Origin of the sequence: Leisingera sp. M527, from assembly GCF_025141525.1 — a bacterium.
Lineage (GTDB): Bacteria > Pseudomonadota > Alphaproteobacteria > Rhodobacterales > Rhodobacteraceae > Leisingera.
On record NZ_CP081037.1, the window covers coordinates 2,877,914 to 2,902,748 of the forward strand.

Annotated in this window: 27 protein-coding genes and 1 tRNA gene; 22 read left to right on the forward strand and 6 right to left on the reverse strand. The window is 63.6% G+C overall.

What is annotated here, in order from left to right; translation table 11 throughout:
* Genes K3555_RS14400 through cobJ form a run of 3 tightly spaced genes read left to right on the forward strand, consistent with a single transcriptional unit; the run spans window position 1 to window position 2,123 of the window.
* Window positions 1–630 carry a precorrin-8X methylmutase gene (locus K3555_RS14400; protein ID WP_260005869.1) on the forward strand — a complete coding sequence of 210 codons (630 nt, stop codon included), beginning with the start codon at window positions 1–3 and terminating at the stop codon, window positions 628–630.
* A 3-nt stretch (window positions 631–633) separates the two neighbouring features.
* Entirely contained in the window at window positions 634–1,362 is a 729-nt protein-coding gene (locus K3555_RS14405; RefSeq protein WP_260005871.1) for a precorrin-2 C(20)-methyltransferase, read from the forward strand.
* Window positions 1,359–2,123, forward strand: coding sequence for a precorrin-3B C(17)-methyltransferase (gene cobJ, locus K3555_RS14410; protein ID WP_260005873.1), 765 nt, complete (start codon window positions 1,359–1,361; stop codon window positions 2,121–2,123). Before K3555_RS14405 ends, cobJ begins: the two co-directional genes overlap by 4 nt.
* Here the strand turns inward: cobJ and K3555_RS14415 are convergent.
* Window positions 2,120–2,860 (reverse strand): cobalt-precorrin-6A reductase, encoded by a 741-nt coding sequence (locus K3555_RS14415; RefSeq protein ID WP_260005875.1) that lies wholly within the window; start codon window positions 2,858–2,860, stop codon window positions 2,120–2,122. The genes cobJ and K3555_RS14415 overlap by 4 nt on opposite strands.
* On the opposite strand from K3555_RS14415, the gene cbiE reads away from it, so the two are divergent.
* The 6 genes from cbiE to cobF are packed head-to-tail and all read left to right on the forward strand — an operon-like array spanning window position 2,859 to window position 8,042.
* Window positions 2,859–4,043, forward strand: a complete 1,185-nt coding sequence (gene cbiE / locus K3555_RS14420) for a precorrin-6y C5,15-methyltransferase (decarboxylating) subunit CbiE (protein WP_260005877.1) — start codon at window positions 2,859–2,861, stop codon at window positions 4,041–4,043. The genes K3555_RS14415 and cbiE overlap by 2 nt on opposite strands.
* On the forward strand, window positions 4,040–4,417 hold the full coding sequence (locus K3555_RS14425; protein WP_259994319.1) for a cobalamin biosynthesis protein: 378 nt from the start codon (window positions 4,040–4,042) through the stop codon (window positions 4,415–4,417). Before cbiE ends, K3555_RS14425 begins: the two co-directional genes overlap by 4 nt.
* Window positions 4,414–5,208: a precorrin-4 C(11)-methyltransferase gene (gene cobM / locus K3555_RS14430; protein WP_260005879.1), complete on the forward strand. Its 795-nt coding sequence runs from the start codon at window positions 4,414–4,416 to the stop codon at window positions 5,206–5,208. The genes K3555_RS14425 and cobM overlap by 4 nt, the downstream gene beginning before the upstream one ends.
* Window positions 5,209–5,224: 16 nt before the next feature.
* On the forward strand, window positions 5,225–6,544 hold the full coding sequence (locus K3555_RS14435; RefSeq protein ID WP_260008543.1) for a cobyrinate a,c-diamide synthase: 1,320 nt from the start codon (window positions 5,225–5,227) through the stop codon (window positions 6,542–6,544).
* Window positions 6,541–7,263, forward strand: coding sequence for a uroporphyrinogen-III C-methyltransferase (gene cobA / locus K3555_RS14440; RefSeq protein WP_260005884.1), 723 nt, complete (start codon window positions 6,541–6,543; stop codon window positions 7,261–7,263). The genes K3555_RS14435 and cobA overlap by 4 nt, the downstream gene beginning before the upstream one ends.
* Window positions 7,264–7,289: 26 nt before the next feature.
* The gene (gene cobF, locus K3555_RS14445) at window positions 7,290–8,042 is read left to right on the forward strand and encodes a precorrin-6A synthase (deacetylating) (RefSeq protein ID WP_260008544.1); all 753 of its coding nucleotides are present in this window, start codon (window positions 7,290–7,292) and stop codon (window positions 8,040–8,042) included.
* 45 nt (window positions 8,043–8,087) lie between these two features.
* Here cobF and K3555_RS14450 read toward each other — a convergent pair.
* Window positions 8,088–8,177, reverse strand: a tRNA-Ser gene (locus K3555_RS14450).
* A 240-nt stretch (window positions 8,178–8,417) separates the two neighbouring features.
* On the opposite strand from K3555_RS14450, the gene K3555_RS14455 reads away from it, so the two are divergent.
* The 7 genes from K3555_RS14455 (at window position 8,418) to K3555_RS14485 (ending at window position 15,020) form a co-directional block, all read left to right on the forward strand.
* Entirely contained in the window at window positions 8,418–9,329 is a 912-nt protein-coding gene (locus tag K3555_RS14455; RefSeq protein WP_260005885.1) for an SPOR domain-containing protein, read from the forward strand.
* Window positions 9,313–10,527 carry a D-alanyl-D-alanine carboxypeptidase family protein gene (locus K3555_RS14460; RefSeq protein WP_259986413.1) on the forward strand — a complete coding sequence of 405 codons (1,215 nt, stop codon included), beginning with the start codon at window positions 9,313–9,315 and terminating at the stop codon, window positions 10,525–10,527. Before K3555_RS14455 ends, K3555_RS14460 begins: the two co-directional genes overlap by 17 nt.
* Window positions 10,524–11,171: a dTMP kinase gene (gene tmk / locus K3555_RS14465; protein ID WP_260005886.1), complete on the forward strand. Its 648-nt coding sequence runs from the start codon at window positions 10,524–10,526 to the stop codon at window positions 11,169–11,171. Before K3555_RS14460 ends, tmk begins: the two co-directional genes overlap by 4 nt.
* On the forward strand, window positions 11,168–12,286 hold the full coding sequence (locus K3555_RS14470) for a DNA polymerase III subunit delta' (RefSeq protein ID WP_260005887.1): 1,119 nt from the start codon (window positions 11,168–11,170) through the stop codon (window positions 12,284–12,286). Before tmk ends, K3555_RS14470 begins: the two co-directional genes overlap by 4 nt.
* A 41-nt stretch (window positions 12,287–12,327) precedes the next feature.
* Window positions 12,328–13,137, forward strand: coding sequence for a TatD family hydrolase (locus tag K3555_RS14475; RefSeq protein WP_260005888.1), 810 nt, complete (start codon window positions 12,328–12,330; stop codon window positions 13,135–13,137).
* Window positions 13,137–13,934: an MBL fold metallo-hydrolase gene (locus K3555_RS14480; RefSeq protein ID WP_260005890.1), complete on the forward strand. Its 798-nt coding sequence runs from the start codon at window positions 13,137–13,139 to the stop codon at window positions 13,932–13,934. The genes K3555_RS14475 and K3555_RS14480 overlap by 1 nt, the downstream gene beginning before the upstream one ends.
* 153 nt (window positions 13,935–14,087) lie before the next feature.
* Window positions 14,088–15,020 (forward strand): AEC family transporter, encoded by a 933-nt coding sequence (locus K3555_RS14485; protein ID WP_260005892.1) that lies wholly within the window; start codon window positions 14,088–14,090, stop codon window positions 15,018–15,020.
* 87 nt (window positions 15,021–15,107) lie between these two features.
* On the opposite strand, the gene K3555_RS14490 is transcribed toward K3555_RS14485, so the two are convergent.
* The 3 genes from K3555_RS14490 to K3555_RS14500 form a co-directional block, all read right to left on the reverse strand.
* On the reverse strand, window positions 15,108–15,842 hold the full coding sequence (locus K3555_RS14490) for an aspartate/glutamate racemase family protein (protein ID WP_260005894.1): 735 nt from the start codon (window positions 15,840–15,842) through the stop codon (window positions 15,108–15,110).
* Window positions 15,843–15,851: 9 nt separating this feature from the next.
* The gene (locus K3555_RS14495) at window positions 15,852–16,544 is read right to left on the reverse strand and encodes a GntR family transcriptional regulator (RefSeq protein WP_260005896.1); all 693 of its coding nucleotides are present in this window, start codon (window positions 16,542–16,544) and stop codon (window positions 15,852–15,854) included.
* Between the two features lie 95 nt (window positions 16,545–16,639).
* A complete protein-coding gene (locus tag K3555_RS14500; protein ID WP_260005897.1) occupies window positions 16,640–17,542 on the reverse strand; it encodes a LysR family transcriptional regulator in 903 nt (300 codons plus the stop codon).
* Between the two features lie 102 nt (window positions 17,543–17,644).
* On the opposite strand from K3555_RS14500, the gene K3555_RS14505 reads away from it, so the two are divergent.
* The 6 genes from K3555_RS14505 (at window position 17,645) to K3555_RS14530 (ending at window position 23,911) form a co-directional block, all read left to right on the forward strand.
* On the forward strand, window positions 17,645–18,772 hold the full coding sequence (locus K3555_RS14505) for an enolase C-terminal domain-like protein (protein ID WP_260005899.1): 1,128 nt from the start codon (window positions 17,645–17,647) through the stop codon (window positions 18,770–18,772).
* On the forward strand, window positions 18,769–20,022 hold the full coding sequence (locus tag K3555_RS14510; protein ID WP_260005900.1) for an FAD-binding oxidoreductase: 1,254 nt from the start codon (window positions 18,769–18,771) through the stop codon (window positions 20,020–20,022). Before K3555_RS14505 ends, K3555_RS14510 begins: the two co-directional genes overlap by 4 nt.
* Before the next feature lie 49 nt (window positions 20,023–20,071).
* On the forward strand, window positions 20,072–21,046 hold the full coding sequence (locus tag K3555_RS14515) for a TRAP transporter substrate-binding protein (protein ID WP_260005902.1): 975 nt from the start codon (window positions 20,072–20,074) through the stop codon (window positions 21,044–21,046).
* A 72-nt stretch (window positions 21,047–21,118) separates the two neighbouring features.
* Entirely contained in the window at window positions 21,119–21,652 is a 534-nt protein-coding gene (locus K3555_RS14520; protein ID WP_260005904.1) for a TRAP transporter small permease, read from the forward strand.
* Window positions 21,653–21,657: 5 nt separating this feature from the next.
* Window positions 21,658–22,968: a TRAP transporter large permease gene (locus K3555_RS14525; protein WP_260005905.1), complete on the forward strand. Its 1,311-nt coding sequence runs from the start codon at window positions 21,658–21,660 to the stop codon at window positions 22,966–22,968.
* A gap of 4 nt (window positions 22,969–22,972) precedes the next feature.
* Complete coding sequence (locus K3555_RS14530; RefSeq protein WP_260005907.1) at window positions 22,973–23,911, forward strand: hypothetical protein; 939 nt, start codon at window positions 22,973–22,975, stop codon at window positions 23,909–23,911.
* On the opposite strand, the gene K3555_RS14535 is transcribed toward K3555_RS14530, so the two are convergent.
* Window positions 23,895–24,776, reverse strand: a complete 882-nt coding sequence (locus K3555_RS14535; RefSeq protein WP_259986450.1) for a hypothetical protein — start codon at window positions 24,774–24,776, stop codon at window positions 23,895–23,897. The genes K3555_RS14530 and K3555_RS14535 overlap by 17 nt on opposite strands.
* Between the last annotated feature and the right edge of the window lie 59 nt (window positions 24,777–24,835).

Below are 24,835 nucleotides of genomic sequence, written 5' to 3' on the forward strand. Positions count from 1 at the left end.
ATGCGCCACACCTATGAAACCAACGGCGCCGCGATCTACGCCGAAAGCTTTGCCACCATCCGCCGCGAAGCCGATCTGGCCCGCTTCAACAAGGACGAGGAAAGCGTTGTTGTCCGCATGATCCACGCCGCTGGCATGGTGGGGCTGGAGGAGCATGTGCGGTTTTCCGACGGCATGGCCGAGACCGCCCGTGCGGCCCTTGCGAGTGGCGCGCCGATCCTGTGCGACGCCTATATGGTCAGCGAAGGCATCACCCGCCCGCGCCTGCCCGCGGACAACGAGGTGATCTGCACCCTGCGCGACCCGAAAGTGCCGGATATGGCCAAGGAAATGTCCAACACCCGCTCCGCTGCCGCGCTGGAACTGTGGCGCCCGAAACTGGAAGGCGCCGTGGTCGCCATCGGCAACGCCCCTACCGCGCTGTTCCATCTGCTGAATATGCTGCAAGACTCCGCGTGCCCCCGCCCCGCCGCGATCATCGGCTGCCCCGTGGGTTTTGTCGGTGCGATGGAATCCAAGGATGCGCTGATGCAGGACCTGCCGGTGCCGTCAATGATCGTCAAAGGCCGTCTTGGTGGCTCCGCCATCACCGTCGCCGCCGTCAACGCGCTGGCGAGCTGGAAAGAATAACCCATGACCGTTTCCAAGGGTAAAGTCATCTGCGCCGGGCTGGGCCCCGGGGATCCCGATCTGATGAGCGTGCGGTCGCACCGGGCGATCTCAAACGCCCGCCACATCGCCTATTTCCGCAAAGCAGGGCGTCAAGGCCAAGCCCGTGCCATCGTCGAGGGCATGCTGGCCGACGGCGTCACCGAACACGCGATGGAATACCCGGTCACCACCGAGATCCATTTCTCCGACCCTGAGTACAACCGGGTGCTGGCGGAGTTCTATGACCAATGGGCAGATACGCTGGCCGAGATTGCCAAAGGCGAGGACGTGGTGGTGCTCTGTGAGGGGGACCCGTTCCTCTATGGCTCCTACATGCATCTTTATACCCGCCTGCAGGGACGGGCCGCGCAGGAGATTATCCCCGGCATCACCGGCATGTCCGGCTGCTGGACCGCTTCCGGCCAGCCGATCACCTGGGGCGACGACGTGCTGACGGTGGCCATGGCCACCCTCAGCGAGGACGAGCTGGCCAAACGCGCGGCGGAAACGGATGCTTTGGTGGTGATGAAGATCGGCCGCAACCTGCCCAAACTGCGCCGGGCGCTGGAACGCGCGGGCCGTGCAGAGGACGCCTGGCTGGTTGAACGCGGCACCATGCCCGGCCAGACCGTGCAGAAGCTGTCGGAGATCGACGGCGAGGTGCCTTACTTCTCCATCGTATTGGTTCACGGACAGGGGCGCCGGCCATGAAACAATCGCAAGACGGTTGGGTAGTGATTGCGGGGCTTGGCCCCGGCAACGAGGCATTGGTGACGCAGGAAGTGCGTGACGCCATTGATGAGGCCACGGATATCGTGGGCTACATCCCTTATGTGAAGCGCATCGCGCCGCGCGAGGGGCTGACCCTGCACGCCACTGACAATCGGGTCGAAGTGGACCGCGCCACCCATGCGCTGGAAATGGCGGCTGAAGGCAAGCGCGTTGTTGTTGTCTCCTCCGGTGATCCGGGTGTGTTCGCCATGGCTTCTGCCGTGTTTGAGGCACTGGAAAACAATGCGGAAAGCCATCCGGCATGGCTGGATCTGGAGATCAAGGTGCTGCCCGGCATCACCGCGATGCTGGCCGCCGCTGCCGCCATCGGGGCACCCTTGGGTCATGATTTCGCGGCCATCAACCTCAGCGACAATCTGAAGCCCTGGAGCCTGATCGAGAAGCGCCTGCAGCTGGTCGGCGAGGCCGGTCTGGCGATGGCGTTTTACAATCCGCGCTCGAAGTCGCGGCCGCATCAGTTTGCCCGCGCATTGGAGATCCTGCGCGAGGCCTGCGGTGCGGAAACGTTGATCACATTTGCCCGCGACGTGACCAAGCCCGGGCAGGAACTGCTGACCGTGCCGCTGAAGGACGCAACGCCCGAGATGGCCGATATGCGCACCGTGGTGATTGTCGGCAACCGCGACACGCGGCGGGTGGGCAATTACGTCTATACCCCCCGCTATGCGGCTGAAGTCTAAGCCGAGGGATGAGACAGCCAGGCCATCACCTCTGCCACGCTGCCCAATATGGGGCGTTTGGGCACCTGCGGTCTGCCGATCATGATGACCGGCAGACCGAGGGTGCGCGCAGCCGTGAGCTTGGCCGCAGCCCCCGCGCCGCCTGCATTCTTGGCGACCACATGCGTGATGCCGTGGCACTGCATCAGGGCAGTGTCGTCCGCCACATCAAACGGCCCGCGGGCAATCTCAACCGTGGTGTGCGGCAGCGGCAGATTGGCCTCCGGCGCATCTACCAGCCGCAGCAGGTAGTGATGCTGGGGTTTCACTGCGAACTGGGTCAGGTTCTGCTTGCCGATGGCCAGAAACACCCGTGCCGCGGCGTCGGGCAAAGCGTTGACGGCTTCATCAATGGTCCCGGCGTGAACCCAAGTGTCGCCCTCCCCCGCTTGCCAGGCCGGGCGTTCGAAGGTGCAGAGTTTCACGCCCGCCGCTTCGCAAGCGTGGACCGCATTGGTGCTCATCTGCGCGGCAAAGGGGTGGGTTGCATCGACCACATGGGTAATGTTCTCACTCTTCAGGTAGGCTGCCAGCCCGTCAGCGCCGCCGAAGCCGCCGACACGGGTGGGCAGCGGCTGACTGACGGGCTTGGCCGTACGGCCCGCGTAGGAGAACACCGCGTCCGCGCCGGTTTCTGCAAGGGTTTTGGCCAATTGCGAGGCCTCGGTAGTACCGCCCAGAAGAAGGATGCGTGTCATGTCTAACCCGTGGCTCACAATCATTGGTCTGGGCGAAAATGGACTGGAAGGCTTGGGCGATGCAAGCCGGAAGGCGCTTGCGGAAGCCGAAGTGATCATAGGCGGCCCCCGGCATCTGGAATTGGCTGGCGCTGGCGGCAAAGGCCAGCCCTGGCCGGTGCCGTTTTCCATCGAACCAGTGCTGGCGGCGCGGGGGCGGCGCGTCGCCGTTCTGGCCTCGGGCGATCCGTTCTGGCATGGCGCAGGCGGCTCGCTGATGCGGGATCTGGAGGCGGATGAGTGGGTGTCGCACCCCGCGCCATCGTGTTTTGCACTGGCGGCCAACCTTCTGGGCTGGAAACTGGAAGAGGTGCTCTGCCTGGGGCTGCATGCGGCGCCTTACGCGCGGCTGCTACCGCTGCTGGGCCGGGGCGTGCGGGTGATCTGCACCCTGCGGGATGGGGCGGCGCCTGCGGAATTGGCGGCCTGGCTGGTTGCGAATGGCCAGCCGGATGCGCGGCTGCATGTGATGGAGCGGCTTGGCGGCCCCAAGGAAAGGCTGTTCCATGCCACTGCCGAAACTTGGGACTTGCCGCTGGGGGAGGCGCCGGTCCTTATGTCCATCGAGGCCATGCGGCCCGGGCTGCCGCAGGCTGCGGGGCTAGCGGATAGTCTTTTTGCCAGTGACGGGCAGATCACCAAGCGGCCCATCCGCGCGCTGACGCTGTCGGCACTGGCGCCGCGTGCGGGAGAGCTGTTGTGGGATATTGGCGGCGGTTCCGGGTCCATTTCTGTTGAGTGGTGTCTGGCCGCAGCGGGCGCACGGGCGATTGCATTTGAGCCGCGCGCGGGCCGGCTGGAGAATATCCGCGCCAATGCCGCTGCATTCGGTCTGGATCACCGGATGACGGCGGTGCTGGGCAAAGTCCCGGATGTGCTGCAGGGCCATCCCCTGCCCGATTGCGTGTTTATCGGCGGCGGCGGCTCACAAGAATTGCTGGATTATTTGTGGGAGATCCTGCCCGAGGGCACCCGGCTGGTGGCCAATGGTGTCACGCTTGAGACGGAAACACTGCTGATGCAGGCCCATGCTGCGCGCGGCGGTCATCTGTTGAAGGCTGAGATCGCCGAAGCCGGCCCCTTGGGGTCCATGCGCGACTGGCAGCGGGCACGCCCCGTCATTCAGTGGAGCGTCACGCGATGAAGGTGGCGGGGATCGGTTTTCGCGAGGCTGCAACGGCAGCGGATTTGCAGGCCGCGCTGGCGCTGACCGGTGAGCATGTGGATGCGTTGGCTTCGGTTGCAGAGAAAGCCGGTGCGCCTGTCATGCAAGCGTTTGCGCAAACCATCGGCCTGCCGGTGATTGCATTGCAGGAAGCAGATATTGCCGGGGAGCAGACGCTGACCTGTTCGCCCAGGATCAAGGCGCGGTTCGGCACCGGGTCGCTGGCGGAAGCCGCGGCGCTGGCCGGGGCGCGCCATGGGGTGCCGGGCGCCAAATCGCGCCTGCTCGCCCCCAGAGTTGTCACCGCGGATGGGCTTGCCACCGCGGCCATAGCAGAGAGACTTGAGCCATGACCGTTCACTTCATTGGCGCCGGACCGGGCGCTGCCGATCTTCTGACCTTACGCGGGCGCGATATCCTCGCGGCCTGCCCGGTGTGCCTTTATGCGGGTTCGCTGGTGCCGGAGGAAATCCTGAGCCACTGCCCCACGGACGCCAAAGTGGTGAACACGGCGGCGATGGATCTGGACGCCATCGTGGGTGAAATCAAGGCCGCCCATGAAGCAGGTCAGGACGTGGCGCGGCTGCATTCCGGCGATCTGTCGGTGTGGTCCGCAATGGGCGAGCAGATCCGGCGGTTGAAGGCCGAGGGCATTCCGGTCAGCGTTACCCCTGGTGTTCCGTCCTTTGCTGCGGCGGCTGCGGCGCTGGGGACCGAGCTGACACTGCCCGGCCTTGGCCAGTCAGTGGTGCTGACACGGACACCGGGGCGGGCGTCTTCGATGCCTGCGGGCGAGTCGCTGGAGAATTTCGCCCGTACCGGCACCACGCTGGCAATCCACCTGTCGATCGGCAATCTGGACCATGTGGTGGACAGCCTGACGCCGCATTACGGGGCTGACTGCCCGGTCGCTGTGGTCTACCGCGCCAGCTGGCCGGATCAGCAGATCATCCGGGCGACGCTGGAGACGCTGAAGGAGTCCTTGGACGAAAAGATTTCCCGTACTGCGCTGATCCTGGTGGGACCGGTGCTGAAGGGCGAAGGTTTTGACGAAAGCTGTCTTTACGCCACCGAATACGACCGCCGCTACCGGCCGCAAAGTGCTGAAAGCCCGTGGTCGAGCTGGACCCATGGCGACGATTGAGGGGACGATTGAGACCATGACAGATATGAACCCTCCCGGATTGATGATCTCGGCGCCCTCTTCGGGAACCGGCAAGACCACCGTGATGCTGGGCCTGCTGCGTGCCCTGGCCGAAGACGGCCTTGTGGTGCAGCCCTACAAGAGCGGGCCGGACTATATTGACCCGGCCTTCCATCTGGCAGCGGCCAAGCGCCCCAGCTTCAACCTCGACACCTGGGCGATGGACGCACACCTGCTGGATGCGGTCACCAGTCAGGCGACGGGTGCTGAAATCTGCATCGGTGAAGGCTCGATGGGGCTTTATGACGGTGTTGCCACGCGCGGGCAGTCGGGTTTCGGCTCCTCTGCCGAGACCGCCAAGCGCATGGGCTGGCCGGTGGTGCTGGTGGTGGATGTGGGCGGACAGGCGCAATCCGCTGCCGCCACGGCGCTGGGGTTCAAGAACTATGACACCGATGTACCCTTTGCCGGGGTCATTCTGAACCGGGTTGCCAGCCCGCGGCATGAGCGGCTGACTCGTCTGGGGATGGAAAAGGCCGGCATCAAGGTGCTGGGATCCCTGCCCCGGCGCGGTGATCTGGCGCTGCCGGAGCGGCATCTGGGCCTGATCCAGGCGGTGGAGCATCCCGATCTGGAAGCGGCGATTGCAGGCTATGCGGCCTTCCTGCGCGAGAATGTCGATCTGGAGGCGATCAAGGCTGCAGCCCTGGCCGGTCAGGCACCTGCACCGGCCAGCCTGCCCCAGCCGCCTGCGCAGCGGATTGCGCTGGCGCGGGATGCGGCGTTTTCCTTTACGTACCCGCATCTGCTGACCGGATGGCGGGCGGCGGGGGCAGAGATCCTGCCGTTCTCGCCGCTGGCGGATGAGGCGCCCGCTGCGGACGCCGATCTGGTCTGGCTGCCTGGCGGCTATCCGGAACTGCATGGCGGCACACTGGCGGCGGCGGAGACCTTCCGCGCAGGGCTTCGCAAACATGCTGAAACCAAACCGGTGCATGGCGAATGCGGCGGCTATATGGCCCTGGGCGAAGCGCTGATCGACAAGGCGGGCAACCGCCACCGGATGCTCGGCCTTCTGGGTCTTGTGACCTCATACGAGAAGCGCAAATTCCACCTCGGCTACCGCCGGGCGATCCTGCAGGCGGGCATGCCGGGGTTTGACGCGGGCTGCGCCTTACGCGGGCATGAGTTCCACTATTCCACCATTCTGGAAGAACCCGACGCGCCCCTGGCCAACGTCATGGATGCTGACGGCGGGCCGGTGCCCGAGACCGGCTCGATCAAAGGCAATGTCACCGGCACCTTCTTTCACCTGATCACCGGAGAGCAGGCATGAGCGGCTTTGTCAGCTTTGTCTCCTCTGGCCCCGGCGATCCGGAGCTGCTGACCGTGAAGGCGGTCAAACGGCTGGAAGCGGCGGATGCGGTGCTGTTTGACGATCTGTCCTCGGGGCCGATCCTGAGCCACGCGCGCGAAGACGCCGATCTGGTCGGCGTCGGCAAACGGGCGGGCCGCCCCTCGCCCAAACAGGACCATGTGAGCCGGCTTTTGGTGGATTATGCCTCCTCCGGCCTCAATGTGGTGCGGCTGAAGTCGGGCGACGCGGGCGTTTTCGGGCGGCTTGAGGAAGAGATGACAGCGCTGCGCGAAGCAGGCATTGCGTTTGAAATCGTGCCCGGAGTGACCGCAGCCTCGGCGGCGGCGGCGGCGGCAAACATCCCGCTCACCCGGCGCAAGACGGCACGGCGGCTGCAATTCATCACCGGCCATGACGTGACCGGCGGCTTGCCGGATGACCTGAACATGGCAGCCCTTGCAGACGGCGAAGCCACCACGGTTGTGTATATGGGCAAGCGCACCTTTGCCGACCTGTCGGAAAAGCTGATGGAAGCCGGCCTGCCGGACGCCACACCAGCGCTGGTGGCGCTTGGCGTCTCGACACCGGAACAGTCGCTGCACCGCCACACTGTGGGCGAACTGCCCAGCCTGCTGCGGGAGATGAAAACCTCTGCGCCGGTGCTGATCCTTTACGGCCCGCTGGCAGAGCCGGAATGAGTCCGGACCTTGAGAAAGACACAGCCATGATAGAGCTTAGCCTGATCGGCATCGGCACCGGCAACCCGCAGCACATGACGCTGCAGGCGATCGACGCGCTGAATGCGCAGGACCTGATCCTGATCCCCAACAAAGGTGCGGGCAAAGACGATCTGGCCGGCTTGCGGCACGCAATCTGCAACCGGGCATTCAAGGGCGGCGGCCCGAAGATCGTCGAGTTCGCCCTGCCGGTCCGCGACGAGGCCACCCAAAGCTACCGCCAGCGGGTGGATGACTGGCACGACGCCATTGCCGGGATCTGGTGGCAGACCATCACCGCCAATCTGCCTGCGGGCGGCAAGGCCGGGTTTCTGGTCTGGGGCGATCCGTCGCTGTATGACAGCACCATGCGGATTGCCGAGCGGCTGAAGACCCAGGCGGACATCAAACTGACAGTGATCCCCGGCATCACCTCGGTCCAGGCGCTGACCGCGGCGCACGCGATTCCCGTGAATGAGATCGGCGCCCCCTTCACCATCACCACTGGGCGGCAACTGCGCGAGGCCGGCTGGCCGGACAGCGCGGATACGCTGGTGGTCATGCTGGACGGGGAATGTTCGTTCCAGTCCCTTGATGCGCAGGGTGTGGAGATCTTCTGGACCGCCTACGCGGGAATGGAAAACCAGATTTCCGTTGCCGGCCCGCTGGCGGAGGTTGCCGAGCAGATCATTGCAATCCGCGCCAAAGCACGGGCCGAGCATGGCTGGATCATGGATATCTACCTGCTGCGGCAAGGCTAGTCCGCCCCCGGGCTGGCGGCTGGTTTTTCTGCTGGGGGAGGCTAGTGGCGGGGAGACAGGGATTCGAACCCTGGGAACGCTCTCACGTTCAACGGTTTTCAAGACCGCCGCATTCGACCACTCTGCCACCTCCCCGGTCCGTTCAGCGGTTTAGGACGCAATACCGGATGAGGCAAGAGGAAATCCACAGCGCAAGGGAAATCTCAGCCCTGCCCCGGCCGCGCGGATTCATGCCGTCCTTGCGGGTTTCCCTTGTGCCGCGGCCCGTCAGGGTTTTCATGGCCGTATGCGCAGGCTATCATGCCGCCAAATCAAGAAGACCGGGCATTCCGGCGGGGGCGCAAAAGCGCCGCGGGCACAGGCAAGGATGAGAGCATGAAAGACACCATGTCGACAGCAAAGACGGCCCCGCGGGTTGCCGCGGCGGTCTTGGGCCTGCTGTTGATGGCAGGCTGTGAAGACGGTCCGAAACTGGCCTTTTTGCAGCCCAAAGCCAAAGCCGGGGGGGAGATTCAGGCCTCCAGCAGCACCAAACTGGTCGAGCGCGACGTGGAAGCCCCTGATGTGTTCCAAGTGACCGAAGCGGGGCTGTGGGACGGGCGCCCGTCGATCGGCGGGGTCTGGGTTGCGCATCCGGACACCAAGGACCCGGAGCGGGTGATCATCCGCAACAATGCCAATGGCCAGTTTGTGATCGGCGCCCTGTTCCGGCGCGAACGGGAAATACCGGGTCCGCGGCTGCAAGTGTCCTCTGACGCGGCCGCCGCGCTGGGAATGCTGGCAGGCGCCCCGGCTGAACTGAACGTCACCGCCCTGCGGCGCGAAGAAGTCAGCAATGAAATACCGGCGGAGGAGCAGACAACCGAACTGCCGGCAGCCGCCGAAGAAGTTGATGCTGCCCAGGTGCTGGCCGCAGCCGCCGGACAGGAAATCTCGGAAACGCCGCTGGATCCGATTGCCGGAGCTGCCGCCGCGATTGAAGCCTCTACCCCGGCTGCGCCTGTGCCAGCGGCGCCTGCTGCCGCCCCGGTGGCCAAAACGCAGAATTCCGCGCTGGACAAACCCTACATCCAGATCGGCATCTTCAGCGTTGAAGCCAATGCCAAACGGACAGCCAACATGATGCGCAGCGCCGGCATGGTGCCAGTGGTGCGCGAGCAAGCCTCCAGCGGCAAGGCGTTCTGGCGGGTGCTGGTTGGCCCGGCGCAGAACAAGACTGAACGCAGCCAGCTGTTGAAAAGCGTAAAGGAAACCGGATTTGCGGATGCCTATGCTGTCACCAATTGATCCCGGCGCCAAGCGCCTGGGGCGCACTCTGATCTCGTCTCTGCAGCTGGCTTTGGCGGCGGGGCTGGCGGTCAGCCTGCCGGCGCTGCCGGCCGCCGCCTTTGATACCAAGGCGCGCGCCGCCTATGTGCTGGACGCAGGCACCGACACGGTGCTTCTGTCCAAGAACGCCGACGTGCCGCTTCCGCCTGCCTCGATGTCCAAGCTGATGACGCTGTATGTGGCGTTTGAGGCCCTGCGCGACGGGCGGCTGACGCTGGACGAGACGCTGCCGGTCAGCGAGCACGCGATGAGCTACAAAGGCTCCACCATGTTCCTGGACACCCAGGACCGGGTGCGGGTTGAGGACCTGTTGCGCGGCATCATCGTGCTATCCGGCAATGACGCCTGTGTCGTGATCGCCGAGGCGCTGAGCCCGGACGGAACCGAGGCCGGCTTTGCCCGCTATATGACCAAGCGCGGCCAGGATCTGGGCATGACCGCCTCGACTTTTGCCAATTCCAACGGCTGGCCTGCCGCCGGGCACCGGATGTCGGTGCATGATCTGGCGATTCTGGCCGAGCGGATGATAGAAGACTTCCCGGAATATTACCCGCTGTTTGCCGAAACCAAGTTCGAATTCGACGGTCGTGCGCCGTCCAACATCCGCAACCGCAATCCGCTGCTGAAGCTGGGCATCGGCGCCGATGGTTTGAAGACAGGCCATACCGAAGAAGCAGGCTATGGCCTGGTCGGCTCTGCCCAGCAGGGCGACCGGCGGGTGATCTTTGTGGTCTCCGGGCTGGACAGCGAGCGCGGGCGCGCAGAGGAGGCCGAGGCCCTGGTTAACTGGTCGTTTCGCCAATTTACCAAAAAAACCGTTGCCCAGGAGGGCGTCGCCATCGCCGAAGCCGAAATTTGGCGCGGGGCCGAGCAATCGGTAGGGCTGGTGCCGGCCAAGGATCTGGAGATCCTGCTGCCGTCGTTGTCAGCCAAAACCATTCAAGGCGAAGTTGTCTATAACGGCCCGATCGAGGCGCCGGTCGCCAAGGGCCAGCGCCTGGCAGAGCTGGTGCTGCAGCCCGAGGAATTGCCAGAGGTCCGGCTGCCGCTGGTGGCCGAAGCTGACGTGCCCGCCGGCGGTTTTGTGGTCCGTGTGAAGACCGCCGCGCTGGTGCTGATCAAGCAGTTTCTGACCGGTCCCGAGGGGGCGCTGTGACGGCTGGCGCAGGGCGCGGCCTGTTCATCACCTTTGAAGGCATCGACGGGTCCGGGAAATCAACACAATGCCGCCTGCTGGCGGAATCCCTGCAGGACGCAGGCCGCGACGTGGTGCTGACACGTGAGCCGGGCGGCTCTCCCGGTGCGGAAGAGATCCGCCGCCTGGTGCTGGAAGGCGATCCGGACCGCTGGTCGGCAGAGACCGAGTTGCTGTTGTTCATGGCAGCGCGGCGCGACCATCTGGAGCGCACCATTGAGCCTGCCCTCGCGGCGGGCAAGGTGGTGATCTGCGACCGTTTTGCTGACAGCACGCGGATGTATCAGGGGTTGTCCCGCGGTGATTTGCGCGCGGCAGTGGACCAGATGCACAAGCTGATGATTGGCCGCGAGCCGGACCTGACCCTGCTTATCGACATGGACCCGGCCACAGGGCTTGCCCGTGCCAAGGGGCGGCAGGGCAAGGAAGAACGCTTTGAGGATTTCGGCATCGGGCTGCAGGAGAAGATGCGCGCAGGCTTCCTGACGCTGGCGCTGGAGTTTGCGGACCGCTTCCGGGTTGTCAATGGCGCCCGCCCGGTGGAGGCCGTTGCCGCAGATGTGCGCCGGCTGGCGGACGCGGCCTTGGAAGGATCCCGTGCATGAGCACCGATGACGACCTGCCGCGCGCAGATCAGGCCGGAGGCGCCCCGCATCCGCGCGAAACCCGGCAGCTGATCGGCCAGGACGCGGCGGAACAGGATTTTCTGACCGCCTACACCTCCGGCCGGCTGCACCACGGCTGGCTGCTGACCGGCCCGCAGGGCGTCGGCAAGGCCACGCTGGCCTGGCGGATAGCCCGTTTTCTGCTGGCCACCCCCCCGGCGGAGGAAGGCCTGTTCGGCGCCCCGCCCCCGCCGCAGACATTGGACATTGATCCCGAACACCCGGTCTCGCACCGTATTCAGGCACTGGCAGAACCGGGGCTGGCGCCAATCACCCGCTCTTATGACGACAAGGGCAAGCTGCGCAGCCAGATTGTGGTGGACGATATCCGCAAGCTGAACCGTTTCTTCGGCCTGTCGGCGACGGACGGCGGGCGCCGTGTGGTCATTGTCGATGCCGCCGACGATATGAACATCAGTGCTGCCAACGCGCTGCTGAAGATGCTGGAGGAGCCGCCCGCGCGGACAACCATCCTGCTGATCTCGCACCAGCCCTCGCGCCTGCTGCCCACCATCCGTTCGCGCTGCCGCACCCTGCGGCTGGGGCCGCTGTCCGCCCCGGACATGGAGGCCGCATTGGCGCAATCCGGCGTTGAACTGCCTCAGAACATGGAAAATCTCGCCGCTTTGGCCGGCGGTTCCGTGGGCGCGGCGCTGCGGCTGATCAATCTGGGCGGGCTCAGGATCTATGCCGAGCTGGTGCAGATCCTTGCTTCCATGCCGCAGCTGGACCGCCAGCGCGCCATGGCACTGGCCGAAGCCGCCGCCCAGCGCGGGGCCTCCGCGCGTTTTGAACTGCTGCTCACGCTGACTGAGATGGCGCTGGCCCGGCTGGCGCGTACAGGCGCAACCGGAGTACCGCCAGCGCCGGAAGCAGCACCGCAGGAGGCGGCGATGCTGTCGCGGCTGTCGCCTGACGCGCGCAAGGCGCGCGCCTGGGCGGACCTCGCAGCAGAAGTGACCGCCCGCGCCCGCCACGGGCAGGCGGTGAACCTTGACCCTGCCGCGCTTGTCCTAGATACGGTTTTCAAGATGCAGGAAACCGCGTCGCGTTGAGGCCGGAAAGGCCCCGCGGCACTTACGGCGGCAGAGGATAGATGACCGAAGCGACCCCCCAGATAACGGACAGCCATTGCCACCTGGACTTCCCCGATTTCGAGGGCCGGCTGGATGAAGTGATTGCCAGCGCAGCAGAGGCTGGCGTGACCCGGATGGTGACGATTTGCACCAAGATGAAGGATGAAGCGTCCGTGCGTGCCATTGCCGAGGCACATGCGCCGGTGTTCTATGCCGCGGGCACCCACCCGATGAGCGCGGCCGATGAGCCGCTGGTCTCGGTGGATGATCTGGTGGCGCTGGCCAAACACCCCAAATTTGTCGGCATCGGTGAGACCGGGCTGGACTATCACTATACCGCCGACAGCAAGGACGTGCAGCAGGAGTCCTTGCGCATCCATATCGCTGCCGCCCGCGAAACCGGGCTGCCGCTGATCATCCACGCCCGCGCGGCAGATGACGACATGGCCCGCATTCTGGGCGAGGAGATGAAGAACGGCGCATATTCTTGCGTGATGCACTGCTTCTCTTCCTCGGCTGAGCTGGCCAAGGCAGCACTGGATCTGGGGTTCTACTTGTCGATGTCCGGCATCGCCGCCTTCCCCAAAAGCCAGGAGCTGCGCGATATCTTTGCCGCCGCCCCGGTGGAGCGCATTCTGGTCGAGACCGACGCCCCCTATCTGGCGCCGCCGCCCTACCGCGGCAAACGCAATGAACCGGCCTATTCCGCCTTTACCGCCAAAGCGGGTGCCGAGGTTTTCGGCATGGACTACGCCGATTTTGCCGCGCAGACGCAGGCGAATTTTGACCGGCTGTTCTGGAAGGCCGCAGCTTATGAGGCCGCCGCCTGATGGCTGAGATGCGGTTCACCATCCTCGGCTCGGGGTCCTCGGGCGGGGTGCCGCGGATCGGCGGCCATTGGGGCGACTGTGACCCCAAGAACCCGAAGAACCGGCGCCAGCGGTGTTCAATGCTGGTAGAGCGTGTTGATGAGGGCGGCACCACATCCGCGCTGATCGACACCACCCCCGACATGCGCAGCCAACTGCTGAATGCAGAGGTCAGCCGCCTGGACGCCGTGGTTTACACACACTCCCACGCCGACCATCTGCATGGCATCGACGATCTGCGCATGGTCTATTTCAATATGCGCCAGCGCATCCCTGTCTATGCCGATGGCGCCACTCAGAACGACCTGTTGAACCGCTTCGGCTATGCCTTTGCGCAGCCGGATGGTTCTCCCTATCCGCCGATCCTGGACCTGAAGACCATTGACGGACCTTTCAGCGTGAATGGCCCTGGCGGCGAAATCACTTTCCGCCCGTTTGAAGTCGATCATGGCTCGATCGACGCGCTGGGGTTCCGGATCGGCGGGTTGGCCTATCTGCCGGATGTGTCCAGAATTCCCGATGCCGCCTTGCCGGAGCTGGAGGCGCTGGATATCTGGATCCTGGACGGGCTGCGGCGCACCCCGCATCCTACGCACTTCAGCTATTCCGAAGCGCTGGAGTGGTTCGCGAAGATGTCCCCCAAACGCGGCATCATAACCAACATGCATATCGACATGGATTACGCCACGGTCGAAGCCGAGACTCCGGACCACATCACCCCGGCCTATGACGGCATGGTGATCCGGGTTGAACTATAGCGCAATGCCCAGGTCTGCCGCCGTGCGCCCCGGCCCGCTGGGCAGACCGCAGACTTCATCTTTGCAAAAATACTCCCGCCGGAGGCATCTGCGGCCAGAAGCCAAACACTGCCCCCTGAACGGCAGCATCCCTTGCCTTCAAGGGTCAGGCTGATGTTTCAAAGCCTTATTGACGTCATCCTGCCGGTTTTCCTGGTAGTCGGCGCGGGTTATGCCGCCACCGCACGGGGAGTGCTGACCCAGACGCATATCGAAGGCGTAATGAAATTCGCGCAGGGCTTTGCCATCCCCTGCCTGCTGTTCAAAGCGATGGCGGAGCTGGATCTGTCATCCAGCTTTGACCCGCGGCTGCTGGCGAGCTTTTATACCGGCGCTTTCACCTGTTTCCTGATTGGCGTGTTCGGTGCGCGGGTGCTGTTCAAGCGGGAGTGGGAGGACTGCATTGCCATCGGGTTCTGCTGCCTGTTCTCCAACTCGGTGCTGTTGGGCCTGCCGATCACTGAACGCGCCTTTGGCCCTGAGAACCTGACCGGAAACTACGCGATCATCGCCTTCCATTCGCCGTTCTGTTACGGCGTCGGCATCACCGTGATGGAGATCGTGCGCAATCGCGGCGCGGGTGGGATCAGGACCGTCTCGGCTGTGCTGAACGCAATGTTCCGCAATGTGTTGATCCTGGGCATCGCGCTGGGGTTTGCGGTGAACCTTTCCGGGCTCACCATTCCGCTGGTGGCGGATGAGGCGCTGTCGCTGATCATCCGCGCCGCCCTGCCCTGCGCGCTGTTTGCCCTGGGCGGCGTGCTGGTGAAATACAGGCCTGAGGGCGATCTGCGGGCAATCCTGTTTGTCTGCTTCACCTCTTTGATGATCCATCCGGCGATCGTCTGGGTGCTGGGCTCGGCCCTGGCCTTGCCGCAGGATCTGTTCCGCTCGGGCGTTTTGAACGCGGCGATGGCAACCGGGTTCAATGGTTATATCTTTGCCAATATGTACGGGCGGGCCAAACGGGTGGCCGCGTCCTCGGTGCTGATCGCCACCGGAGCGAGCATCCTGACTGTGTGGTTTTGGCTGCTGGTGCTGAGCTGACAGCTGCAGCGCAGCAGCGTTGCGCCCGGCATCAGCCGGGCAGCGCCCGCCGTCACAGTGTCGGCGGGCGCTCGCGCCGGTGACAGGTCACCAGCGCGGGTCGTCCAATTCCAGCGGGAAGCCTTTGGGCAGCAGGCCGGCCTGGAACCAGTTGATGAAGGAGTGGATAGAGAACACCGGCAGCCCGGTGGCCTTCCTCACATCGCGGGCATAGGGCACCATATTGGTGCATTCCAGCACGATGGCGCCCAGATCGGGCATGTCCGCAACCATCGCACGGGCGGCGTCGATCATGTCCAGGCGGCAGGCTGCAAAGTCGATTTCCGGCGCGTCGCCCAGGATGTCGCGGGTAAAACAACGCAGACTGTCAGTGCCTGCGATGGGCGTATCCGGCGCAACACCTGCGGCCTCAAGATGCGCCGGGGTCAGCGTGGCCTTGGAAATCGTCAGGATGCCGCAGCGCTTGCCTGCGGGCAGAAGAGTCTGCACCATCGGAACCTGCATCAGCGAGGACGTCGCCACCGGCACCCCCAGCGCCTGTTTGACCTCGTCCTGGATCAGCGCCAGAAAACCGCAGTTGGTAGTAATGCCGTCGGCGCCCATGGCAACCAGATCGCGGCCCGCATCCACAAACAGATCAATCAGTTCCCTGGGGTTGCCGCGCACCACGTTTTCGGGATTGGCGCCGCGCACCACTTTGTAATGCACCGGAAAGTCCCAGGTCATTGCATTGCCCATATCGCCATGGATGCGGGGAAAGCGCGTTTCCAGCATCAAGATGCCAACCGCGGCGCCAAAGACTGTTTTTCCGCCTTGTTCCATGAGGACCCCCTATTCGTCTGGCACGTAGAGCTGGGAAAAGGCGATGCGGACAGCTTCCGTCGCCTCCTCGCGCCGTTTTTCGATATGGCTGCGCATGGCCGCTGTGGCAGCATCAGTATTGCGGGCGGCGATGCCTTCGACGATCTGGCGATGAGCCGAGATATCGCCCGGCGCCCTGCCCCCTGCCCGGTCGCGCATGCGTTTGAGGTCAATGAGGCGGATATAGCGGATCCGGCCATTGAGATTGTTGAGGATCCGCTGCAGCTCGCTGTTGCCCGAAAGCTGCGCCAGCCGGGCGTGAAAGCTTTCATCCATCGCCAGGAGCGCCTCCGGATCCGTCGCGCTTTGATACTCCGGCTCCATCCGGTTGAGGTAGTCCGCCAGCGCCGCGATGTCGTCATCCGGGGCGCGGGTGCAGGCAAAGCGCACCGCCTCGCATTCCACCGCCACACGGGCCTCATACAGGTCCATGATATAGCTGGGGGTCAGCGGGCGGCAGAAGAAGCCGCGGTTGTTCTGGAAGGTCAGAAACCCTTCGGCCACCAGCCGGTTCAGCGCCTCGCGCAGCGGCGTGCGGCTGGCACCCAGCACTTCGGACAAGGCGCTTTCGTTGATCCGCTGGTCGGGCTTGAAGGCAAAATCCGCCGCCATCCGGCGCAACGCCTCGTAAACCCTGTCCACATTGCTTTCGCGTTTGGCCATGTTCCCGCCATTCGTTCATTTCGCGGTGCAAGGTACGGCGGCACCCGTTCCTTGGCAATATTGAATTCGAAACTGCATACAGTTTCGAAAGCGGATCAAGGACCGTTTTCCGAATAGGGCGCCAGCTCCTGTTTCAATAGCGCCAGAAACTCCTGCCCCACTGCCGACAGCGGGCGCGACTTGGAGGTGATCACCGCCATGTCCATCATGATCCGCGGCCGGAACGGGCGGGAGATAAAGCCGCCGCCGCTCTCGAAATTCAGCACAAAGGGGTCCAGGATCGAGACCCCCATGCCTTCCTGCACAAAGCTGAGGAGGTTCTTGAACAAATGCGAATGCACACGGGTTTTCAACGGGATACCGGCCTGCTGAAACACCTCGCGGGTGCGGCGATGGGTCATGTGATCGGGGCCCATGACGATGAACGGCACGCCTTCCAAAAGTTCAGGCGTCAGCACGTCATGTTCCGCCAGCGGACTGTCCGCGGGCATCGCCAGCAGGGTTTCGACGTTGATTGGATGCGCCTCCAGCCCGTCGTGGATCAGGGGCATTTCGCAAACACCGATTTCGAAAAGGCCCGCGATCACCCATTCCTGGATCTTCAGCGAATACTGCGCCTGAAAGGAGATCGACAGGTCCGGCCTTGTGCGGGCGAAGCGGGCGATCAGTGCGGGCATGAAACCGAAGGACAAGGAGTGCTGCGAAGCAACCTGCAGCTGCCCTGCCTGTTTGTTCTGCAGGTCGGTTACCGCCTGTGCCACATGATCAAAACCGCGCACCACGGTATCGACCTCCTGAAACAGGACGCCTGCTTCGGGTGTCGGGATCAGACGGCCTTTGCTGCGCTCGAACAGTTTGAGGCGGGTCTGCCGTTCGAGCTGGTAAAGCAGGTTGGAAATACCGGGCTGCGAGATGCCCAGCTGCTCGGCCGCGCCGGTGACGGTGCCGGTTTCGACGACCGCGTGGAATGCCTGCAACTGGCGGAAGCGGAGGGACATCGGCAGCACATCATTTTTTATGATAGTATATCGAGTTCTTTGTATTGGTAATGATGATCAAGTCAAGGCAAGCTTTGCCCAGCTTTTGGGAGGAAGAGCAAAGTGCTGGAACAAAAGATTGCCGGGATGGATCTGTGGCATCTCGCGCTGCCGGTGATGTCGCGCCGCGACCATGGGATCGGCTCTGTCGAGGGCTCCTGCGAGGTTGTGATCGTTCGGCTGCGCAGCGAAAGCGGCTCCGAAGGATTTGGCGAGGCATCGACCTGGTCGGTGTTCACCGGCACGCCGGAAGCGAGCCTGGCAGCACTTGACCGCTACATCCGCCCGCTGGTTGAGGGCCGCCGGGTGGCGGACCGCGCCGCGATCATGGAGGATGCAGCCAAAGCCGTCGCCCATTGCACCGAGGCCAAGGCGGCGCTGGAAAGCGCCCTGCTGGACCTGACCGGGCGGATCACCGGGGCGCCGGTCTGGGCGCTGCTGGGCGGCAAGTGCCGCGATACCATCCCGCTCAGCTGTTCGATTGCCGATCCCGATTTTGCCAAGGACATCGACCTGCTGCACCGGCTGCGTGCTGACAAGGTGGGACTGATCAAGCTGAAAACCGGGTTCAAGGATCACGCGTTCGACATCATGCGGCTGGAGCGGATTGCCAAGGATTTCCCGGAATTCCGGGTGCGGGTGGACTATAATCAAGGCCTCAGCATTGAAGATGCGCCGCGCCAGGTGCGCGATGTGGCCCTGTTCAAGCCGGATTTCATCGAGCAGCCGGTGCGGTTCCACCATTTTGGCATGATGGCCAAATTGCGCGGGATGATTGATGCGCCGCTTTTGGCAGACGAAAGCGTATTCGGCCCCGAGGACATGGTGCGCGCAGCGCGTGAGGGCATCTGCGACGGCGTCTCGGTCAAGATCATGAAATCGGGCGGTCTTACACGCGGCCAGACCGTGGCGCGGATTGCCGCGGCAAACGGGCTGTCCGCTTATGGCGGCGATATGTTCGAGGCGGGTCTGGCGCATCTGGCGGGCACCCACATGATTGCGGCCACGCCGGAGATCAGGCTGGGCTGCGAGTTCTATCAGGCGAGCTATTTCCTGAAGGAAGACATTCTGGAAACACCCTTTCAGGTCAGGGACGGCCAGGTGGTGGTGCCGGATGGGCCAGGGCTGGGCATCAAACCTGACGTGGGTAAGCTGGACCGCTATGCGGTTTCCAAGAAGGTTGCGGCATGACGGCGGAGAAGAAAACCGTTGCCATCATCGGTGCCGGCATTGTCGGCGTCTCGGCTGCGATCGAGCTGCAGCGCGACGGGCATGATGTGGTGCTGATCGACGGCAAGGGACCGGGCGAAGGCACCAGCCACGGCAACGGCGGCATTCTGGCCTCCTGCTCGATCGTGCCGGTCACCGGCCCGGGGCTGTGGAAGAAGGCGCCGAAGATGCTGCTGGACCCGAACCAGCCCTTGTTCATGCGCTGGGGCTACTTGCCCAAACTGGCACCCTGGCTGATGAAATACATGAGCCATGCCAATGCAGACGACACCACGCGCATTGCCGCTGCGCTGGCGCCCATCGTCGGGGATTCGCTGGCGGACCATCAGGCGCTGGCGGCAGGGACCGGGGCGGAACGGCACCTGAAGCCGTCCGATTACCTGTTCCTCTACAATGACCGGGCGCATTTCGGCGAGGACGCCTTTGGCTGGGGTTTACGGAGGAAACACGGCTTTAACTGGGACGAGTTGGAGGGTGCGGATGTCCGGGCCTATGATGATATCTATGCGCCGGAGCTTGGCTTTGCCGCGCGGCTGAAGGATCACGGCATCATCTCGGATCCCGGCCAGTATGTGAAGGATCTGGCGGCACATGTGGTGGCCAATGGCGGTCAGTTGATCCAGGCTTTTGTTACCGATGTGGCCCGCGAGAACGGGCAAGTGACCGGCGTGCGGGCGGGCGGTGAGACCATTGCTTGCGATGCCGTTGTTGTTGCCACCGGCGTCTGGTCCAAGCCGCTGGCAGAGAGATTGGGAATTTCCGTACCACTGGAAGCAGAACGCGGCTATCATCTTGAATTATGGGAGCCTTCGGCGATGCCAAAGGCGCCTGTCATGGTGGCAGCGGCCAAATGCGTGGTGACCCCGATGAAGGGACGGATCCGGATTGCGGGCATTGTGGAATTCGGCGGGCTGGAGGCCGGACCGTCAAAAGCCCCGCTGGAGCTGCTGAGCAGAAACGCGCGGCGCATCCTGCCCGGTGTCACCTGGAAACACGAAGAGGAATGGCTGGGCTACCGCCCGGCGCCTGCAGATTCGATCCCGGTGATCGGCGAAGTGCCGGGCCTGTCCGGCGCCTTTGTGGGCTTTGGCCATCATCATATCGGCCTTACCGGCGGGCCGAAAACTGGCCGCCTGTTGGCGCAGATGATTTCGGGCCGCACCCCGAACATGGACATAAGCGCCTATGATCCGGCGCGCTATGCGATTTGAAACCAACCAGTGCCCCATAAGGGGCCGAAACTGAAACAGGGAGAAGACCATGAAGAAACTGACCAGACTGCTGGCCGCCACCGCGTTGACGGCGGCTGCCGCCCTGCCCGCCGCGGCGGAAACCTGGGACATGCCGATGGCCTATTCGGCCTCCAACTTCCACTCGGCCACCGGCGCCGAGTTTGCTGAATGCGTGACCACCGGCACCGGCGGCGAAGTTGAGATCAAGACGCATCCGTCGGGCTCGCTGTTCAAAGGTGCTGACATCAAACGCGCGGTGCAGACCGGCCAGGCACCGATCGGCGAGCGGCTGCTGTCCGGCCACCAGAATGAGAACGCGCTGTTCGGCTTTGACTCGATCCCGTTCCTGGCGACCTCGTTTGATGACAGCGACAAGCTGTGGAAAGCCGCCAAACCGGCGATTGAGACGCTGCTGGCCGAGCAGAACCTGACACTGCTTTATGCCGTGCCGTGGCCGCCGCAGGGGCTGTATTTCAAGAACGAGGTGAATTCGGTTGCCGAGATGAAGGGCATCAAGTTCCGCTCCTACAACAATGCCACCTCGCGGCTGGCAGAGCTGACGGGCATGCTGCCGGTGACCATTGAAGCGGCTGAAATCAGCCAGGCCTTTGCCACAGGCGTGGCGGAATCCATGGTCTCGTCCGGCTCCACCGGTTACGACCGCAAAGTTTGGGAAAGCCTGAGCTATTTCTATGAAGTGGACGCCTGGCTGCCGCGCAACTACGTGTTTGTGAACACTGAAATCTGGAACGGCACATCCGCGGCCAATCAGAACGTGATCCAGGGCTGCGCCAAGCTGGCGGAATACGCAGGCAACTGGCGCGCCAAGGAATACACCGGGTTCACCCTGCAAGGTCTGCGCGATGGCGGCATGAATGTAGGTCCGGCATCCGATCAGATGGCGGGCGAGCTGAAGGAAATCGGCGTCACCATGACCAATGAATGGCTGGAAGCCGCAGGTGACGAGGGCAAGGCCATCGTCGACGCCTTCCGCACCGAATAATCAGACCGATTGAGACGGGCGGCGCGGCAGGTGCCGCCCGTATTCACATATAAAAATGCCGATGGGGATGATATGACTGTGCTCAGGGGGCTGCGCTCCGGACTGGATTTTTTGTACTTTGCGGCGGGGGTGCTGGCCGCCCTCTGCCTGATTGCCATTTTAGGCCTGATCGTTGTCCAGATGCTGGCCCGCTGGACCGGTGAAGTCTTCCCCGGCGCGCCGGATTATGCCGGTTACGCGATGGCGGCAGCGTCGTTCCTGGCCTTTGCCAATGCGCTGAACCGGGGCAGCCATATCCGGGTGTCCATTCTGCTGAATGCAGTGCCCGATGGCTTCCGCCGGGGGCTGGAGATCTGGTGCTTTGGCATCGGCACTGCGGTGATGTGGTATTTCACCTATTACGCCTATCGCTTTGTCTACTGGAGCTGGAAGTTCAACGATGTGAGCCAGGGCCAGGACCGCACACCGCTGTGGATACCGCAAAGCGTGATGCTGTTCGGCGGGGCTGTTCTGGCCGTCGCCCTTACCGACCATCTGATCCATGTGATCTTTCGCGGTGACCACCGCATCACCCGGGATCTGGACGACCAGAGCCACGCGGAGTAAGCCTCATGGAAAACATCTCAGTCATCATTCTGTTTCTCTTCGTGCTGTTCACCCTTCTGGGGTCCGGCGTCTGGGTTGGCCTGGCGCTGATGGGCGTGGCCTGGGTCGGCATGGAGCTGTTCACCACACGGCCCGTCGGCGACGTGATGCTGACCACGATCTGGTCGGCTTCGTCCAGCTGGACCCTGACGGCGCTGCCGATGTTCATCTGGATGGGCGAAATCCTGTACCGGACGCGATTGTCCGAGGACATGTTCAAAGGGCTGGCACCCTGGATGGCGCCCTTGCCCGGCGGGCTGGTGCATACCAATATCGTCGGTTGCACGGTGTTTGCCGCGGTCTCCGGCTCGTCTGCGGCAACGCTGACCACCGTGGGCAAGATGTCGATCCCGGAACTGCGCAAGCGCAACTATCCCGAACCCATGGTGATCGGCACGCTGACGGGTGCTGCAACGCTGGGCCTGATGATCCCGCCGTCGCTGACGCTGATTGTCTATGGCGTCACCATCAATGAATCGATCACCAAGCTGTTCTTTGCCGGCATTCTGCCCGGCCTGGTGCTGGCAGCGATGTTCATGGGCTATGTGGCGATTTACTCCAAAGTCAGCAAGGACTGGAACCCAACCCCCGAAGCCAAGCTGAGCTTTGCCGAGAAGGTGAAGAACTCCCGCTTTCTGGCGCCGGTGATTGCGCTGATCATCGTGGTGATCGGGTCAATGTACCTTGGCATTGCCACCGCGACCGAGGCGGCGGCATTCGGGGTTATCGGTTCGCTGCTGCTGGCATTGGGCCAAGGCTCGCTGAACTGGAAAACCTTCACCGACAGCCTGATGGGCGCCACCCGCACCAGCGCGATGATTGCGCTTATCCTGGCGGGGGCTGCATTCCTTTCCCTGTCGATGGGGTTCACCGGCCTGCCGCGCGGGCTGGCGGATCTGATCGCGGGGTGGGAGCTGTCGCGCCTGGAACTGCTGATGGTGCTGCTGGTGTTCTACATCGTGCTGGGCTGCTTCCTGGATGGCATCTCCTCGGTGGTGCTGACCATGGCGGTGGTCGAGCCGATGATCCGGCAGGCGGGCATTGACCTCATCTGGTTCGGCATCTTCATCGTGGTGGTTGTGGAAATGGCGCAGATCACCCCGCCGATCGGCTTCAACCTGTTTGTGATGCAGGGCATGACGCACCACGAGATGAGCTATATCGCCCGTGCCGCGATTCCGATGTTCCTGATCATGGTGCTGATGGTGTTTGTGCTGATCGCCTTCCCGGAGCTGGCGACCTATCTGCCGAACAACCTCAGGCCAGGGCCGGTCTAGCCCCATGCTGCGCGCGCTTGCCTTTGCCGCCCGGCATGGGCGGGCCGCGCTGGTTCTGGGGCTATTGGCCGGGCTGTTGCTGCCCAGTCTTGCCGCGACGCTTCAGCCCTGGCTGCCGGAAATGGTGGCCGGGCTTTTGTTTTTGAACGCCTACAGGATCGGCTTGCGCAAGGCTGCCGGCGGGTTAGCGGACGGCATTGGCACCGTCAAAGCCATTGCGCTGCTGCAAGTGGGGCTGCCGCTGCTGGCCTTGGGGCTGGCGTCATTGTTCGGCGTGGCGCAGACGCCCGCCGCCGTGGCGCTGATCCTGATGCTAAGCGCGCCGTCTGTGACCGGCAGCCCCAATATCACTGCGCTGATGGGGCATGCGCCGGAACCAGCCTTCCGCCTGCTGATCCTTGGCACCGCGCTGATGCCGCTGACAGTAATTCCGGTGTTTCTGCTGGCCCCCGGCCTGGGAGGCCTTGGGGATGTGCTGCGCGCGGCAGGGCGGCTCATTGGCGTGATTGGCATCACCGTGATCTGCGCCTTCCTGCTGCGCCGCCTGACCCTGCCGCAACTGCGCGAGGATCAGGCCAAGGCTATCGATGGGCTGACCGTGATCGCGCTGGCAGTGATCGTTGTTGGCCTGATGGCGGCGCTGGGGCCTGCGTTGCGCGCCACGCCTGTGCTGGTGCTGCAATGGCTGGGCTTTGCGCTGGCTGCCAACCTCGGCCTGCAGGCGCTGGCCTTCGCAGCGATGCGCCGCCGCGCGGGCAGTGGCGCCGTGCCTGTATCCGTTGTCGCCGGCAACCGGAACTTCGCTCTGTTTTTGATCGCCCTGCCCGCAGCCACAACCGATCCGCTGCTGATCTTTCTGGGTTGCTACCAGATCCCGATGTATCTGACCGCGATCCTGATGAAGCCGCTATACGGGCGCGCCGCACTCAGGACAGAAATGTAACGCCAGACATCCGGCGGATCAGCTCGGCATCAGCCTGGTAGCTTTCACTCATCTCATCCACCAGCGCCTGCGACCAGCCCGGCAGATCGATTTCCTCTTCGATTGCCTCCTCCTCGTGGAAGTAGCTGAGGAACAGCGCGCGCACCCGTTCACGCTGGTCTTCCGACAGGCCGGGGCGGTTTGCCAGATAGGTCTCCAGCCGCTCATATCCCGCCTCCGAGATAATGCCGCGGGTAATGTCCAGTTCGCCGGCAAAACGGAAACCGTCACCCAGCCCCGTCACCTGCCCCAAAATGTTGGGCCAGATCACCGGCGTTTCCTCGTTGCACCAGACCGTGATGCGGCAGCCGGGGTTGCTGTCCTGAATATCTGCAACAACGTCCGACCAGCGCAGATTCAGGAAATCCGTGCCTGCGGAAAACTTCTCCCAGGTCCGGCTGGACTGGGATTTGAACACCGGTCCGATCAGCGTAGCCGGATTGCGCAGGCCCAGGAAAAATTCGCACGGATTGCCCGGGAAGACTGTTCTCAGCGCCGCGGTATTGCTGCCCGCATTGCGATAGAGCCGCCCGCCGCTGAGCATCCAGCCCGGCACCCCGAGAAAGCCGGAGTTGGTCAGGATGATCCGCGAAACACTCTGATCCTTGACCATGCCGTCCAGCAGCGCCGCGCGTTCCTGATCGGTGACGGTGTCCTGGTTTTGCTTGCGCAGCATTTGATTGAGCGCTGCCAAATAGGTGCCCGGTCGGCGGATCATCACGCCCTGTTCCAGAAGCCGCTGCGCATCCTTACGCAGCGACCAGGTCAGCTGGCCGTTGTCTGTGTTTGGCGCCCCAACGTGGAAAGCAAGGGTTACGTCCCGCATGTCAGTTCCTGCCTGGTTCATCGTCCTGTCCGGCCTTCGCCCTTTCCCTGCTCAGCGTT

What these genes read in the sequence shown, in the direction of transcription:
- K3555_RS14400 (WP_260005869.1), top strand. Translation starts at nt 1, where the DNA reads ATGCGCCACACCTATGAAACCAACGGCGCCGCGATCTACGCCGAAAGC.
- K3555_RS14405 (WP_260005871.1), top strand. Translation starts at nt 634, where the DNA reads ATGACCGTTTCCAAGGGTAAAGTCATCTGCGCCGGGCTGGGCCCCGGG.
- cobJ (WP_260005873.1), top strand. Translation starts at nt 1,359, where the DNA reads ATGAAACAATCGCAAGACGGTTGGGTAGTGATTGCGGGGCTTGGCCCC.
- cbiE (WP_260005877.1), top strand. Translation starts at nt 2,859, where the DNA reads ATGTCTAACCCGTGGCTCACAATCATTGGTCTGGGCGAAAATGGACTG.
- K3555_RS14415 (WP_260005875.1), bottom strand. Translation starts at nt 2,860, where the DNA reads ATGACACGCATCCTTCTTCTGGGCGGTACTACCGAGGCCTCGCAATTG.
- K3555_RS14425 (WP_259994319.1), top strand. Translation starts at nt 4,040, where the DNA reads ATGAAGGTGGCGGGGATCGGTTTTCGCGAGGCTGCAACGGCAGCGGAT.
- cobM (WP_260005879.1), top strand. Translation starts at nt 4,414, where the DNA reads ATGACCGTTCACTTCATTGGCGCCGGACCGGGCGCTGCCGATCTTCTG.
- K3555_RS14435 (WP_260008543.1), top strand. Translation starts at nt 5,225, where the DNA reads ATGACAGATATGAACCCTCCCGGATTGATGATCTCGGCGCCCTCTTCG.
- cobA (WP_260005884.1), top strand. Translation starts at nt 6,541, where the DNA reads ATGAGCGGCTTTGTCAGCTTTGTCTCCTCTGGCCCCGGCGATCCGGAG.
- cobF (WP_260008544.1), top strand. Translation starts at nt 7,290, where the DNA reads ATGATAGAGCTTAGCCTGATCGGCATCGGCACCGGCAACCCGCAGCAC.
- K3555_RS14455 (WP_260005885.1), top strand. Translation starts at nt 8,418, where the DNA reads ATGAAAGACACCATGTCGACAGCAAAGACGGCCCCGCGGGTTGCCGCG.
- K3555_RS14460 (WP_259986413.1), top strand. Translation starts at nt 9,313, where the DNA reads ATGCTGTCACCAATTGATCCCGGCGCCAAGCGCCTGGGGCGCACTCTG.
- K3555_RS14470 (WP_260005887.1), top strand. Translation starts at nt 11,168, where the DNA reads ATGAGCACCGATGACGACCTGCCGCGCGCAGATCAGGCCGGAGGCGCC.
- K3555_RS14475 (WP_260005888.1), top strand. Translation starts at nt 12,328, where the DNA reads ATGACCGAAGCGACCCCCCAGATAACGGACAGCCATTGCCACCTGGAC.
- K3555_RS14480 (WP_260005890.1), top strand. Translation starts at nt 13,137, where the DNA reads ATGGCTGAGATGCGGTTCACCATCCTCGGCTCGGGGTCCTCGGGCGGG.
- K3555_RS14485 (WP_260005892.1), top strand. Translation starts at nt 14,088, where the DNA reads ATGTTTCAAAGCCTTATTGACGTCATCCTGCCGGTTTTCCTGGTAGTC.
- K3555_RS14490 (WP_260005894.1), bottom strand. Translation starts at nt 15,842, where the DNA reads ATGGAACAAGGCGGAAAAACAGTCTTTGGCGCCGCGGTTGGCATCTTG.
- K3555_RS14495 (WP_260005896.1), bottom strand. Translation starts at nt 16,544, where the DNA reads ATGGCCAAACGCGAAAGCAATGTGGACAGGGTTTACGAGGCGTTGCGC.
- K3555_RS14500 (WP_260005897.1), bottom strand. Translation starts at nt 17,542, where the DNA reads ATGTCCCTCCGCTTCCGCCAGTTGCAGGCATTCCACGCGGTCGTCGAA.
- K3555_RS14510 (WP_260005900.1), top strand. Translation starts at nt 18,769, where the DNA reads ATGACGGCGGAGAAGAAAACCGTTGCCATCATCGGTGCCGGCATTGTC.
- K3555_RS14515 (WP_260005902.1), top strand. Translation starts at nt 20,072, where the DNA reads ATGAAGAAACTGACCAGACTGCTGGCCGCCACCGCGTTGACGGCGGCT.
- K3555_RS14520 (WP_260005904.1), top strand. Translation starts at nt 21,119, where the DNA reads ATGACTGTGCTCAGGGGGCTGCGCTCCGGACTGGATTTTTTGTACTTT.
- K3555_RS14525 (WP_260005905.1), top strand. Translation starts at nt 21,658, where the DNA reads ATGGAAAACATCTCAGTCATCATTCTGTTTCTCTTCGTGCTGTTCACC.
- K3555_RS14530 (WP_260005907.1), top strand. Translation starts at nt 22,973, where the DNA reads ATGCTGCGCGCGCTTGCCTTTGCCGCCCGGCATGGGCGGGCCGCGCTG.
- K3555_RS14535 (WP_259986450.1), bottom strand. Translation starts at nt 24,776, where the DNA reads ATGCGGGACGTAACCCTTGCTTTCCACGTTGGGGCGCCAAACACAGAC.